At 59.0% G+C, this 13,676-nt stretch carries 11 protein-coding genes; 3 read left to right on the top strand and 8 right to left on the bottom strand.

The window, feature by feature from the left end; genetic code table 11:
* Window positions 1-1,127: 1,127 nt before the first annotated feature.
* The 8 genes from ACZM8Y_RS00230 to ACZM8Y_RS00195 all read right to left on the bottom strand — a co-directional run bounded on the left by ACZM8Y_RS00230 (window position 1,128) and on the right by ACZM8Y_RS00195 (window position 9,507).
* Window positions 1,128-1,679 carry a metal-dependent hydrolase gene (locus ACZM8Y_RS00230; RefSeq protein ID WP_337431755.1) on the bottom strand — a complete coding sequence of 184 codons (552 nt, stop codon included), beginning with the start codon at window positions 1,677-1,679 and terminating at the stop codon, window positions 1,128-1,130.
* Between the two features lie 1,621 nt (window positions 1,680-3,300).
* Entirely contained in the window at window positions 3,301-4,239 is a 939-nt protein-coding gene (locus ACZM8Y_RS00225) for an amino acid ABC transporter permease (protein WP_482330274.1), read from the bottom strand.
* Complete coding sequence (locus ACZM8Y_RS00220; RefSeq protein WP_482330273.1) at window positions 4,236-5,042, bottom strand: transporter substrate-binding domain-containing protein; 807 nt, start codon at window positions 5,040-5,042, stop codon at window positions 4,236-4,238. The genes ACZM8Y_RS00225 and ACZM8Y_RS00220 overlap by 4 nt, the downstream gene beginning before the upstream one ends.
* 343 nt (window positions 5,043-5,385) lie before the next feature.
* On the bottom strand, window positions 5,386-5,532 hold the full coding sequence (locus ACZM8Y_RS00215; protein WP_489501477.1) for a hypothetical protein: 147 nt from the start codon (window positions 5,530-5,532) through the stop codon (window positions 5,386-5,388).
* Window positions 5,533-5,676: 144 nt separating this feature from the next.
* Complete coding sequence (locus ACZM8Y_RS00210) at window positions 5,677-6,501, bottom strand: amino acid ABC transporter permease (RefSeq protein ID WP_482330272.1); 825 nt, start codon at window positions 6,499-6,501, stop codon at window positions 5,677-5,679.
* Window positions 6,498-7,052 (bottom strand): homoserine kinase, encoded by a 555-nt coding sequence (gene thrB / locus ACZM8Y_RS00205; protein ID WP_302552437.1) that lies wholly within the window; start codon window positions 7,050-7,052, stop codon window positions 6,498-6,500. Before thrB ends, ACZM8Y_RS00210 begins: the two co-directional genes overlap by 4 nt.
* A complete protein-coding gene (locus tag ACZM8Y_RS00200; protein ID WP_337431759.1) occupies window positions 7,052-7,768 on the bottom strand; it encodes an aspartate/glutamate racemase family protein in 717 nt (238 codons plus the stop codon). Before ACZM8Y_RS00200 ends, thrB begins: the two co-directional genes overlap by 1 nt.
* A 65-nt stretch (window positions 7,769-7,833) precedes the next feature.
* On the bottom strand, window positions 7,834-9,507 hold the full coding sequence (locus ACZM8Y_RS00195; protein ID WP_482330270.1) for an AMP-binding protein: 1,674 nt from the start codon (window positions 9,505-9,507) through the stop codon (window positions 7,834-7,836).
* A gap of 244 nt (window positions 9,508-9,751) precedes the next feature.
* On the opposite strand from ACZM8Y_RS00195, the gene ACZM8Y_RS00190 reads away from it, so the two are divergent.
* The 3 genes from ACZM8Y_RS00190 to ACZM8Y_RS00180 all read left to right on the top strand — a co-directional run bounded on the left by ACZM8Y_RS00190 (window position 9,752) and on the right by ACZM8Y_RS00180 (window position 13,669).
* Complete coding sequence (locus ACZM8Y_RS00190; protein WP_482330269.1) at window positions 9,752-12,268, top strand: carbamoyltransferase HypF; 2,517 nt, start codon at window positions 9,752-9,754, stop codon at window positions 12,266-12,268.
* Between the two features lie 29 nt (window positions 12,269-12,297).
* Entirely contained in the window at window positions 12,298-12,606 is a 309-nt protein-coding gene (locus tag ACZM8Y_RS00185; protein WP_308770858.1) for a Dabb family protein, read from the top strand.
* A 271-nt stretch (window positions 12,607-12,877) separates the two neighbouring features.
* Window positions 12,878-13,669 (top strand): tRNA1(Val) (adenine(37)-N6)-methyltransferase, encoded by a 792-nt coding sequence (locus ACZM8Y_RS00180; protein WP_482330267.1) that lies wholly within the window; start codon window positions 12,878-12,880, stop codon window positions 13,667-13,669.
* Window positions 13,670-13,676: the final 7 nt, after the last annotated feature.

Here is a 13,676-nt window from a genome sequence, read left to right as displayed (position 1 = left end):
CCTTATTTATGGTTTTTTATTAGGCCATGTCGTCAATCATATATAATATATTGAAATTTTTAACTATTTTTTGAGCCGCAAAAAATTATTTTTAATAGTTTTAAATAATGGCTCTGTCACAGTATGTGATTGTTTTATTTGGCTGTGTCCTAGAAAACGGTTGATGCTTTTTCTTTGAAATTCCAAAGAAATAACCAATAAAATCCCCCAATCACAGAGCCCATCAGCGGAAAATTTTGAGGAAAAAACATATATTTTCAGTATATTAATGAAACCAAACAGCCATGTACCATGACAGAGCCTTTTATTTCAACAACACACTGAAAAATACAGCCTTTTATCCAGCTTTCCCCTTGCGGAATCACTAGCTAAGGCATTTTGTTGATTATTCCTTTGGAGCTTCAAGGAAAAAGCATCAACCATTTTCTATGACACAGCCTAAATAATTACATGTGTAAAATGACGACACGGCCCAGAGCGTTTTTACGTTGAAAATACGCTTCCGACTATGGGAAACAGACCGTCATTGGAAGATATGACTGTGTCATAGAAAAAGGTTGATGCCTTTTTCTATGACGTTCCAAGGGAATAACCAGTAAAATGTCTCAGCTATAAAGTCCGCCAAGGGGAAAACTGGAGAAAAGGCTGTATTTTCATCGTGCTGTGGAGATGAAAAAACCACCTACTATGACAGAGCCAAAGATATAAGCACAATGTATTTATGCTGTTCAATGCCGAAACGAGCGTGTCTTAAACTTTTGTGTCTTAAACTTTAACATTGTAATTTATTAAAGTTAATCTGCTCTAAGGCCGCGTTCTGGCTTATGGTTGACACATTCACATAACACAGTGGATATACGGTGCTTTTATAGTGTTTCTGTTGCTCTCTTGTCTGAGGGGCTCTTCTTTACATGGAAAGCTGTCCCATAGAAAAGGAATGAGGCTTTCTTTCTTGAAGTTTCAAGGGGATAAGCAATTAAATGCCTCAGACATGGAGCCAGCCAAAGGAAAAAATGGAGAAACAGGCCGTATTTTCACCATACAGTGGAGATGGAACAGCCGCATCCTGTGACAGAGCCGTATGGAATTTCAAGAAGCGAAAGACCAACCGGCTATATGGCACAGCCTCACAAAACAGTCCTGACGGCCTCTTCAAAGACAGCACGGGCCTGATCGAATTGGAGGGCTATGGCTCCAAGGGCTGCGAACAGGAATATGGTTTCGCGCCATGTCCCCGTGCTGACGAGGTTGATGCCGAAACGCTTGCTGCCTCCGAAAGGATAGAGGGGAACGCGCATAGGTGTGAGTGCATCCAGCAGGACGTGGATCAAACCGCCGATGCCGACCCAGACAAGCAGATCGTTGCCGATGCCGCTGACTTGCGCCAGCGCCGCCGGAGACACGCCGGGGAATGTGATGTGCGTCGCCCGCAGCAGATCAAGCACTATCCGCTGTGTCGGGATAAGAAACCCCAGTACAATGATGATGAGATACCAACCGAACCAATGCGACGTCTGCCGATGGATGCGTCTCCATACTTTCTTGTCGCCCCGCGCCATTGCCGTATCCACCATATCGGGCAGCACACTCCCGACCATTACGGCGAACAACGCCGCCGGATGCGCGCCTGCCGCGAGCGCCCCCGCTACAGCCACTGCCTTGTGCGTAAACCACTTCATGCTTCATCCATATGATAGAAAGGAAAAACGGCACAGTACGGTTTCATCCCCACAAAGGTCAAGCTCCCTACGGCACGTCCAGCAAAGTATGAGGCTGCGCCGCCGCACTCAAACAGCTCTCCTTTCCTGTCCCAATCTCCCCTGCAATCAGGTTCGAGAGGCTGTAGATGCAAATGCAACACACTGAACTCTCTATCATTCCCCTTTTGCGGCGTGATAAGGCGTCTCACATAAAAAGAAACCGCCTCCGGCACAAAAGAGACATGAGGAATCTCCAAACATTGCCCTCCTACGGCAGGACTCCCCGCGCAGCCTCTACCCCAGCCAAAAAACATTGAGAAAAGAAAAACGCCTCTCCAAAGAACAAAGGAGCATGGGAATCACCCAAGCCCTCACTCCATAAGCCAGAGCCCCCCATGATGCCGAACACGGGAGTCCCCGCATGGTCGGCCTCCCTTCATACGGCAGGAACTCCCGCCGCACAGCCTCCTGCCAGTCAAAAACCTTGAGAAAAGAAAAGGCTGTGTTATAGAAAATGGTTGATGCTTTTTTCCTTGAAGCTCCAAAGGGATAACCGGCAAAATGCCTTAGCCGTGGATCCCCCCAAAGGGAAAACCGGAGAAAAAGTTTCATCGCACTGTGGAGATGAAACAACCATAAACTATAATAGAGCCAAAGAAAAACGCCTCTCCAAAGAGCAAAGGAACGTGGGAATCACCACCCCCTCACTCCATAAGCCAGAGCCCGCCATGATGCCGAACACGGGAGCCCCCGCATGGTCGGCCTCCCTTCATACGGCAAAAACTCCCACCGCACAGCCTCCTGCCAGTCAAAAACCTTGAGAAAAGAAAAGGCTGTGTTATAGAAAATGGTTGATACTTTTTTCCTTGAAACTCCAAAGGGATAACCGGCAAAATGCCTTGGCCGTGGCTCCCGCCAAGGGGAAAACAGGAGAAAAAGGCTGTATTTTCACCGCACCGTGGAGATGAAACAACCATAAACTAGAACAGAGCCAAAGAAAAACGCCTCCCCAAAGAGCAAAGGAACGTGGGAATCACCAACCCCTCACTCCATAAGCCAGAGCCCACCATGATGCCGAACACGGGAGCCCCCGCATGATCAGCTTCCCTCCATACGGCAGGAACTCCCGCCGCACAGCCTCCTGCCAGTCAAAAACCTTAAGAAAAGACTGTGTTATAGAAAATGGTTGATGCTTTTTTCCTTGAAGCTCCAAAGGGATAACCGGCAAAATGCCTTGGCCTTGGATCCCGCCAAGGGGAAAACCGGAGAAAAAGGCTGTATTTTCACCGCACTGTGGAGATGAAACAACCATAAACTATAACAGAGCCAAAGAAAAACGCCTCTCCAAAGAGCAAAGGAACGTGGGAATCACCTAAACCTCCCTCTATAAGCCAGAGGCCCCATAATGCCGAACACGGGAGCCCCCGCATGGTCGGACTCCCTCCATACGGCAGGAACTCCCGCCGCGCAGCCTCCCCACCAGTCGAAAGTCTTGGGAAGGGGAGGGATGGGGGTTCGGGGGAAGGGAGGGGAAACCTTTCTTCAGAAAGGATTCCCCTCCCTTCCCCCGATTCTCCCCTTCCCCTCCCCTTACTCTCCTCTACGCCTTCCACGTCCCCCGCATTTCGAGCCAGCGACCGTAGCGGGCACAGAGGACGCCAAGAAGCAAATAGATGACCCCGGCGCTGATCCAGACTTCAAAGGTCATGCGGCTGATCGCCATAACTTCAAGGGCCTGAAAGGTCAGGTCGGGCAAAGAAATAAGCGAAGCCAGCGCGGAATCCTTGAACGTGGTGATGACCTGCCCCACGAGGGGGGGCAGGATCGCGCGCACGGCCTGCGGAAAAATGACCAGACGGAGCTGCTGCGAGCTGGAAAAACCGAGCGCCGCCGAAGCTTCCCATTGCCCATGCGGAACGCCCTCAATGCCCCCGCGGACAATCTCCGTAACATAGGCCCCTTCGTACACCCCAAGCGTCAGCACCGCCACAACCATGCGGTCAAGCTGGCCTTCTGGGGCGAATCCCCACGCCACCGCATCCCTGACGAAAGGAGGCATGGAGCGCAGGGCCTGTTCCATGTCGGAAACGGGAAGCAGGTTGCCCGCGAAAAAGTACAGGAGAAACAACAGCACCAAAGGAGGGGTATTGCGGACGGAATTGACGAAAAACTGAATGGGCAACGCCGCGATGCCGCGTTTCCCGGCGGAAAGGGTTCCCAACACGCCGCCGATGAGCAGGGCCAGCGCCATCGACCAGATTCCGAGCCGAAGGGTGACGATGAGCCCCCGTATCAGGAGGCCGGGCTCGTAACCGCCGGGCGTACGGCGGATAAGGAAATCCGCCAGTTCCGGCCAGCTCCAGCGGTAGGCGGCTATGGTTTCCGAGCGCCACAGGAAAAAGCAGGCTCCCAGAAACAGCAGGACGGCCAGAACGGCGTCCACCCGCCCGAACGTGGGAAAAAGCCGCCCCTGCCGATTATACTCGGCATAGGGCGACCATTCGCGCCGGGGCGCTTTCCGGGAGCCGCCGGATCTCATTGAACCTGCGCTTCCCAGTCGGTCGTCTTGAACCAGAAATGACGGCGCTCGGAGAGCCAGCCTTCCGCTTCGACCGTGCGGATCCAGTTGTCGAGCACGTTCAGGCTGTCGGGGTCGCCCTTGCGGATGGCCATGCCCACGGGCTGGCGGTAAAAGGCGTCCGTGGAGGGCTGATAGAGCTTGCCGGGGTTGCGGAGCACCTCAAAGGCCGGAAGCGGCGCGGACGAGAACATCACGTCGGCACGGCCTGAGAGCACATCCTGCACGGCCGGGGCTTCATCGTCGAACAGGCGGAAGGTGGCCTTGGGGAGCACTTTCTTGGCGACGGGAACGGGCGTGCTGCCCGTGCGCAGGGCAACGACCACTTCAGGCTTGTTGAAGTCTTCGGGGAACTTCATGCCCTTGGTCTTTTCCTTGTTCGCCATGACTTCGATGGTGGCGTAATCATAGGGAACCGTGAAGTTGGCCTTCAAATTGCGCTCAGGGGTGACGCTCATGCTGCCGATGATGACGTCGAATTTCCCGGCCATCAGCGCAGGGATGATCCCGGCCCATTTCGTGGGCACAAGCTGGAGCTCCACGCCCAGATCCTTGGCAAGACGTTTCGCCACGTCGATCTCGAAGCCCACAAATTCACCGTTCTTGTCCTGCATGGCCCACGGCACGAACGAGGAAAAACCGACGCGCAGCACGCCGCGCTTGACCACATCGTCAATCATGGGCGTCTGCGCACCCTTCGCCTGTGCCAAGCCGGGCAGGATCAAAGCCGCCATCAACATCAACACTGCAAAAATTTTTTTCATAACGTCTCCTATGAGCTTTTTCTTTGGCTCTGTCATGGCATATGGTTGTTTTATCTCATCAATATACTGAAAAGTATATACTTTTTCTCCAATTTTTCCGGGCTCTGTCATAGTATGCGGTTGTTTCATCCCACAGTGCAGTGAAAATACAGCCTATTTCTCCTGTTTTCCCCTTGGCGAAACCTATGGCTAAGGCATTTTGCTGGTTATTCCTTTGAAACTTCAAGGAAAAAAGCATCAACCATTTTCTAGGACACAGCCTTTTTCCGCTTACGGCTCCATGATTGGGAAATTTTACTGGCTATTTCTTTGGCATTTCACGAAATAAAGCCCCAACCGTTTTCTATGACAAAGCCTTTTCTTTTGGCTGTACTGCGGCAACCGGTTGGCATTTCATCCCTTGAAAGCCCCACGGATAACCGACGAAAGGCCAACCATGGAATTTACTGAAAGCCATGAATACTGCATATTCGCCGTGTTCTATCAACATATCGCCACATCCCCTGACAAAACCTTTCCTTCCCGCAACGGAACCTTCCGCCGTTTTCCCGTGAGCCAAACGCCTTAGGGGATAGGCGGGGAAACGCGGGGCGGAAGCCTTTTCCGGAAAGGCTCCCATTTCCCACCCAAGGGCCTACCGCCAAGCGTATCGGCGCTCCAGCCAGCGGGCGGGCAGCGCCACGCAAAGCGTAAGCGCGAGGTACAGCGCCGCGACGATCAGCCATATCTCAAACGCAAGGAACGTGTCCGCGATCAACACCTGCGCCTGCATGGTGAGATCCGCCACGGCGATGGCGCTGACGAGCGAGGTGTCCTTGATGAGCGAAACAAGCTGGCTGGTCAGCGGCGGCAACATCCGGCGCACGGCCTGCGGCAGGATAACGAGCCGGAGCGTGTTCCATATGCCGAGGCCGAGGCTGATGCCCGCCTCCCACTGCGCCCTGGGCACGGAGAGCAGGCCCGCCCGGAACAATTCCGCCATATACGCCCCCTCAAACAGGCCGAGGGCCAGCACCGCCGCGCCGAAAGGCCCGACGCCTATGACGGGGGCGAACAAAAAATAGACAAAAAACAGTTGGAGGAGCAGCGGGGTATTCCGCAAACACCCCACATAGGCATGCGCCATGCCCCGCGCCACAGGCCACGGGGACAGCCGCAGCAACGCCGCGCCGAGCCCGGCGGCAACGGCAAGGGCAAGCCCGGAAAACGCGATGCGCACGGTCATGCCGAGCCCGTCGAGCAATGGGCCGGGGATGAAATGCCCGTCCGTCCAGCGCCCCAGATACCGCCAGACGCGATACCATTGCCAATCGTAGGAGATGCCGTCAGCTCCGGCAAGCACCGCGCGGAACAGCCAGACGCCGATCAAAAGGAAGCCCACACCTACGGCATGGCGCCCCATCCAGCGCAGCAGCCGGGCCGCGGGATGAAGCCGTACGCCGCAAGCCCGTTCGTTCATAGGGCCTGCCCGTGCCCGGCAATGGCGTCGAAAACGGCATCCGCCGTCTCGGAAACGCTGAGGTTCCCCGCCGCGACGCGGCAGGTGGCCCACCGGCGATACAGCGCCTCGCGCTCATGGAAAAGATCTTCCACGGTCTGCCCCGGCGCAATGGCAAGCCCGCGATCCGGCTTGCGGGCAATACGCTCCAAAATGATGGGGAGCGGGACATCGAGGAAGACCACCGGGCCGAGGGAAGCCAGATACCGCATGGCTTCAGGCCGATAGACCACGCTGCCGCCCGTGGCGAGCACGGCGCGCTGCATACGGAGGGACAGGATGACCTTGGCCTCCACATCGAGGAAGCTTTCCTTGTCCAAGGCGTCCGTCACGTCCTGAAGGCGCGCGCCATAGGTGGATTCAATCAGATAGTCGGTATCCACATAGGCCCAGCCGAGGCGTTCGGCCACGGCGCGGGCGCCGGTGCTTTTTCCAGCCCCGGCCATGCCGATAAGGGTCACGCACTTGTCCTCGGTCAGGCCGGGAACCTTTATTGAAGAAATCGTATTCATCACTCTCCCCCGTCGCGCGGGAATGCTTCGCCAAGCGCATACAATGCCGCGCGCCGGGCGTGGATTTCCGCCGTATCGAACAGCCGTGCGGACGTGTCCCCCGGACGCACCAGCAATCCTATTTCCGTACAGCCGAGGATGACGCCCTGCGCGCCCCTGTCCGTCAGGCCGCCGACGATCGCCGCGAATGCCCGCCGGGAGGCCTCGGAAACCGTCCCAAGGCACAGCTCATCGAAGATGACGCGGTTGACCAGCGCCCGTTCATCCTCTCCGGGGATCAATACGGCGATGCCCCGTTCCACGAGCCTGCGCGTATAAAAATCCTGTTCCATCGTGCAGCGCGTGCCGAGCAGCCCGACCGCGGACACCCCGGCGGCCTCCAGCTCGTCGGCGGTCAGTTCCGCGATGTGCAGCAACGGCAGGGACGTCGCCGCCTGCACCGCATCCGCCACCTTGTGCATGGTGTTCGTGCAGATGAGCACGCAGTCGGCCCCGGCGCGCTCAAGGCCGCGCGCGGCCTCCGCCAGCAGCCCGCCGCCGCGCTCCCAGTCCCCCGCCCGCAGACAGCCCTCAACCTCGTGGAAATCCACGCTGTACAGGACGCACTTGGCGGAATGGAACCCGCCGAGCCGCTCCCGCACCAACCGATTGATGATCCGGTAGTATGTAGCCGTGCTTTCCCAGCTCATGCCGCCGATAAGGCCGATGGTCTTCATCGGCATGGCTCCCCGTGCGGACGCCAGCGCCGCCTGTTCCTCAAATCAGACATCACGCCGCCCCCTCAAACGGGGCGCCCGCTGCGCCCGCGCATGGCCTCAGGGAAGTATTCCGCCGCCATTTCACGGAGCTTGTATTTCTGGATCTTGCCGCTGGCGGTCAGGGGGAAACCTTCCACCACAGCCACATAGCGCGGGATCTTATACCACGCGATCTTGCCCCTGCAATAGTCGCGCACATCTTCGGGGGCGACATTCGCGCCCTCCTTGGGGATGAGGAACGCGCCCACCTCTTCTCCGTAGCGGCGGCTCGGCACGGCTACGACCTGCACGTCGGCCACGCCGTCCATCTTGAGGAGGAATTCCTCCACCTCGCGGGGATATACGTTTTCGCCGCCCCGGATGATCATGTCCTTGATGCGCCCGCTGATGCTGACATACCCGTCCTCGTCCATGACGCCGAGGTCGCCGGAATGCAGCCAGCCCTCCCCGTCGATGGCCTCGGCCGTATCCTTGGGCATATTATAGTAGCCCTGCATCACGTTGTAGCCGCGGCAGCATACCTCGCCCACGGCATTGCGGGGGACTTCCTCGTTGGTTTCGGGATCACGGATGGTGACCTCAATACCGGGCATGCTCCGCCCCACGGTCTTGACCCGGCGCTCCACGGTATCGTCGGTACGGGTCTGGGTCATGACCGGAGAGCCTTCGGTCAGGCCGTAACAGATGGTGATTTCGCTCATGCACATCTGCTCCATGACCCGGCGCATGAGCGGCTCAGGGCACACGGAACCCGCCATGATCCCCGTGCGCAGCGAGGAAAAGTCGAAACGCGGGAAGGCGCGGTGATCCAGAATGGCCTGGAACATGGTCGGCACGCCGTACAGGGCGGTACACTTCTCCTGCACCACGGCGGTCATCACCTGCACGGGGGAGAAGGCGTCGAGCAGCACCATGGTGGCCCCGTGGTTCACGCAGGCCATGACCCCAAGGACACAGCCGAAGCAGTGGAACAGGGGCACGGGCAGGCATACCCGGTCAAGCGAGGAAAATTTCTGGTGGCGGCCGATCCAGTAGCCGTTGTTGACGATATTTACATGCGTCAGCATCACGCCCTTGGGGAACCCCGTCGTCCCGGACGTGTACTGCATGTTCACCACGTCATAGGGCGAAATGGACGCCTTGCGGCTTTCGTATGCCTCATCCGAGACATCCCCGGCGCGGGAAAAGACTTCCGGCAGGGAGTACATGCCCCGGTGCCTGTCCGTGCCAAGGAAAAACACGCGCTTCAGGTACGGGAGATCCTCGACCTCAAGCATCCCGCGCCGCTGCCTGCGCAGTTCTGGGAGCACCTTATATGTGGAAGCGATGAAATCGTGGTCGCGAACGCTGTCGATGATGAAAAGGTTTTCGCATTCCGACTGCTGCAGCAGGTAACGCAGTTCCGTTTCGCGGTAATTGGTGTTTACCGTGACCAGAATGGCCCCGATGCGGGCCGTGGCGAACATGAGGGTCACCCAATGCGGCACGTTGGTCGCCCATACGGCAACCTTCTCGCCCTTCCGCACGCCGATGGCCATCAAGCCTCTGGCCATATCGTCCACACACGCCGAAAACTCCGACCACGTCTGCCGCAGCTCGCGGTCCGCGTGGATCACGGCGTCGGTATCGGGAAAACGGGCCGCCGTATTCTCCAGAAGCTGGCCCAGCGTCAGCTCCTGCACTACAAAATCGTTCATGTGAGGACTCCAAAAAAACAAATTGGAAAAACACAAGGTGGAAGCGGAGATCATACCAAACGAGGCACCCGCCCCGCAAGGGCTCCGTCATGAGAGCTTTGGGGGTTGCCGCGCTTCCCACGGACGGCTATGGTGGCCGGAAGACGCTTATGGGCGGCGTATCCGCGGCTTTCCCCCGCTTTTCCGGCGGCAGACAGCAAATCGGGCACAACGCCTCTTTTTTCGGACACAACGGGAGCGCAACATGAGACGACACGGCTATATCATCGGCGGACAAGTCCAAGGGGTTGGTTTCCGGCCTTTCGTATACCGTGCCGCAACCCGGCACGGGCTCACCGGGCATGTGGGCAACACGTCGGACGGCGTCCGGGTGGAGGTGCAGGGAAGCGATGAGGCTTTGGCCGCCTTTGCCCACGCGCTCGAACACGGCCTGCCGCCGCTTGCGCGGATCACGTCCCTGCGCCGCGAGGAACTGCCGCTTGCGGACGGCGAAACGGCCTTCGCCATCGCACACAGCAAAGGGCGCCACGGCCACGCCGTCTTGGTCAGCCCGGATGTGGCGACCTGCGGCAACTGCCTCGCGGACATGCGCGATCCGGCGAACCGGCGTTACCGCTACCCGTTCACGAACTGCACGGACTGCGGCCCCCGCTACACCATCACCCGTTCCATACCTTATGATCGGGCCACCACGTCCATGAGCTGCTTCCCCCTGTGCCCGGACTGCGCCGCCGAATACAACGATCCCCTCGACCGCCGCTTCCACGCCCAGCCCAACGCCTGCCCCGCCTGCGGGCCGAAGGTCTGGCTGGCCGCCGCCCCCGAAGGCGATCCCCGCATCCCCGGCCCGGAGCTTGCCGAAGGGCAGCACGCCATCGAGCGGACAGCCGCCGCCCTGCGTGCCGGAAACATCGTTGCGGTCAAGGGCCTCGGAGGTTTCCATCTGGTCTGCGACGCAGCCAGCGCCGAAGCCGTCGCCCTGCTGCGCGAACGCAAGCGCCGCCCGCACAAATCGCTGGCGATCATGGTGCCGGATCTTGAAACGGCCCGGCGCGTCGCCCATGTTTCCGATGCGGAAGCCGCCGCCCTGACCTCCTCCGAACGCCCCATCGTCGTGCTCGCCTCGCGCGGCGTCCTGCCGCCCGCCATTGCGCCGGACGTGGACAGCATCGGCGTCATGCTGCCCTATACCCCGCTGCACCACCTGCTCCTCGAAGCATTCGCCGCGCTCTCTCCGCTCCCGGCGCTCGTCATGACCTCCGGCAACGCGGGCGGCGAACCCATCTCGCTCGGCAACCGCGAGGCGCTGGCCCGTTTGCGGCACATCGCCGACCTTTTCCTGCTCCATAACCGGGACATCCTGATCCGTGCCGACGACTCCGTGGTACGGGTGGAACCATTGCCGGAAACCGGCTTTTCCACAGACAACAATCCACAACGTTATCCACAAAAAAACGGCATCCCCTCCGCCTGTTCCCCCTCCCTCCCAGACGGGGCTCCTGCGGGGCTCCCCTCCACTTCAGCCGAAAACGTTGAAGGGGAAGCCGGGAACGTTTCTTCGGGAAGCCTCCTCCGGGAAGCCCCCCCGCTCCACTTCTTCCGAAGGGCAAGGGGGTTCGTGCCGAGGCCGTTGGAGCTCCCCCGCGACGCGGGCCGCTGCGTATTGGCCACAGGCGCGGAACTCAAGAACACGCTCTGCCTCACGCGCGGCAAGGATGCTTTCCTCAGCCAGCATGTGGGCGATCTGAAAAACCTTGAGACGTTCGCGTTTTTCCAAGATATGGCGGAACACCTCGGCGGGCTGCTGGAAGTCAAGCCTGAGGCGGTCGTCTGCGATCTGCACCCCGACTACCTTTCCACGAGCTATGCGCTGGATTCCGGCCTGCCCGTCCTGCGCCTGCAACACCACTTTGCCCATGTGTACGGCGTATTGGCGGAAAACGGGCATGACGCCCCCGCGCTCGGCTTGGCTCTGGACGGCACCGGATACGGCACGGACGGAACCATATGGGGCGGGGAGCTCCTTTTCGTCGATCCGAAAGCCGCCGGCGAAGAACGCTATGGCGGGCGCATCGGACGCCTTGCGCCGTTCCCGCTGCCCGGAGGCGAGGCCGCCATCAGGGAACCGTGGCGCATCGCAAGCGGCTTCATGGGGCTCCCTGAGGCCGAAGGGCTGCGCGGACGGTTTGCGGAGGACATGCACGCACTCTTGAGGGTGGACGGAAAGCGCGCCGTACACGACGCCATTTTGGAGATGGTACGCCGCGAGGCCACGCCCATGACCTCAAGCTGCGGCCGCCTGTTCGACGCCGTTTCCGCACTGCTCGGTTTGTGCCCGTCCGTCACCTACGAAGGGCAGGCCGCCATCCGCTTGGAAGCGCAACAAGACCTATCGGTAACAACATCCGCCCCCTTCCCCATCAGGGAACGGGGCGGCCTGCTGGAACTTGACACGGCAGCCTTTTTTCTGCACCTGCTGGAACTGCGGCGGGCAGGCGTCCCTGTCCCCGATCTGGCCCGCCGGTTCCACCTTGGCCTGACGGAAGGGCTTGCCGAACTGGCGCTTTCCGGGGCGCGGCGCTGCGGCGTCCGTACCGTGGCCCTGTCCGGCGGCGTCTTCCACAACCGGACTATCGCCCTGCTGCTGCCGGAAGCGCTGGCGCGGCGCGGGCTCGTTCCGCTCACGCATTACGCACTGCCGCCCGGAGACGGCGGGCTGTCCTATGGCCAGGCTGCGTGGGCGTCCCACGTTCTCCGCTGATTCAACCTCTGCCCAATAGGAGTCGCATCATGGTTCGTCACATCGTCTGGTGGACGCTGAAACCCGAAGCCGAAGGCCGTACCGCCGCCGAAAACGCCAAGCTCATCAGGCAGCGCCTTGAAGCCCTCATGGGACAGATTCCGTCCCTCAAGTCCCTTGAAGTGTCCTATGAGTTCCTCCCCACCTGCACCATGCCGGTCAACGTGATCCTGATGACCACGCATGACGACGCCGAAGGGCTCAAGGCCTATGCCGAACACCCCGCGCATGTCGCCGTCGGCAAAGAACTCATCAAGCTCGTGACCGAGTCACGTCAGGCCATCGACTATCTTTTCTAAACGGCACAAGGAGGGGAAGGGGCCTTCCGGCAAAACGCCCTGTCCTTCCCCTCTCCCCAAGCCTCTTCTCTAGGCCGCAACCGCCCTTCCTTTCCCATCGCATACCGCGTATGGCCCCATTTGAAAGGCTGCGCCATAGGAAATGGACCAATGCTTTCCTGAAGTTCCAAGGGTATGACCGGCAAGCGGCCCCAGCCCTGGCCCCCCCAACGGAAAAACGGGGAAAAGGGCCGTATGTTCACCAGCTGTGGAGAGGAAACAACCACATCCTATGCCAGAGCCATTTGGAAAAACAGCGCCGATCGGTGAGCTCCCGTCACTGCACGCGGAAGCGCGGCGGGCCTTTCCCGCTGGCTTGGAACAGCCTGAGGGCAGTTTCCGTTTCAGCGTCGATGCGCTGCTGCTCGCGGCCTTTGCAGTGAGCCGTACAAACGATGTTACCATACGGTTTATAGATTTTGGAACAGGATGCGGCGTTGTTGGCCTTGCCTATTTGTTACTTCAAAGAAACAAATGCCGAGGCTTCGGTATGGACTGCAATCCCGAATCGATTGCCGCCGCCCGAAACAATACTGCCAAGCTCGGCTTTTCGGATCGGTTTGCCCTGCATACCGGGGAGCTTGCCGACACGCATTTTTTAGAAAAACTCCGTGTGGAAACCTCCCCGATCCAACTGGTCATGGCGAACCCGCCGTGGCGTCTCATCGGTTCAGGTCGCCTGCCTGCAACACAGGCCCGCCGAAGGGCCCTGTTCGGCGATAAGGGGACGTTTCCGCTGTTCGCATCCGCAGCCTCGTCATTGCTCGAAACGGATGGGCGTTTCGTCTGCATCATAAGCCCGGACAGGCTCCAGGATATGCTGGCGGCGCTGGATGGGGCGGGGCTGGCTCCCTGTTTGTTACAATTCATTCACAAACAAAAAACGTCCCCAGCCACGTTCGTGCTCATAGAAGCCCGTAAGGGCCCATGCGCCAAACCGTCCGCCGCCGAGCCCATCGCCCTGTACGGCCCGGAAGGTTTTTCCACGCCGGAATCACTGGCATTCTGCCCCTTTTTGCGTTAGTCTTGAG

Source organism: Bilophila sp., from assembly GCF_057864385.1.
The sequence above is the reverse complement of the archived record's forward strand: the minus strand, read 5'-3'. Positions and strand labels throughout refer to the sequence as shown.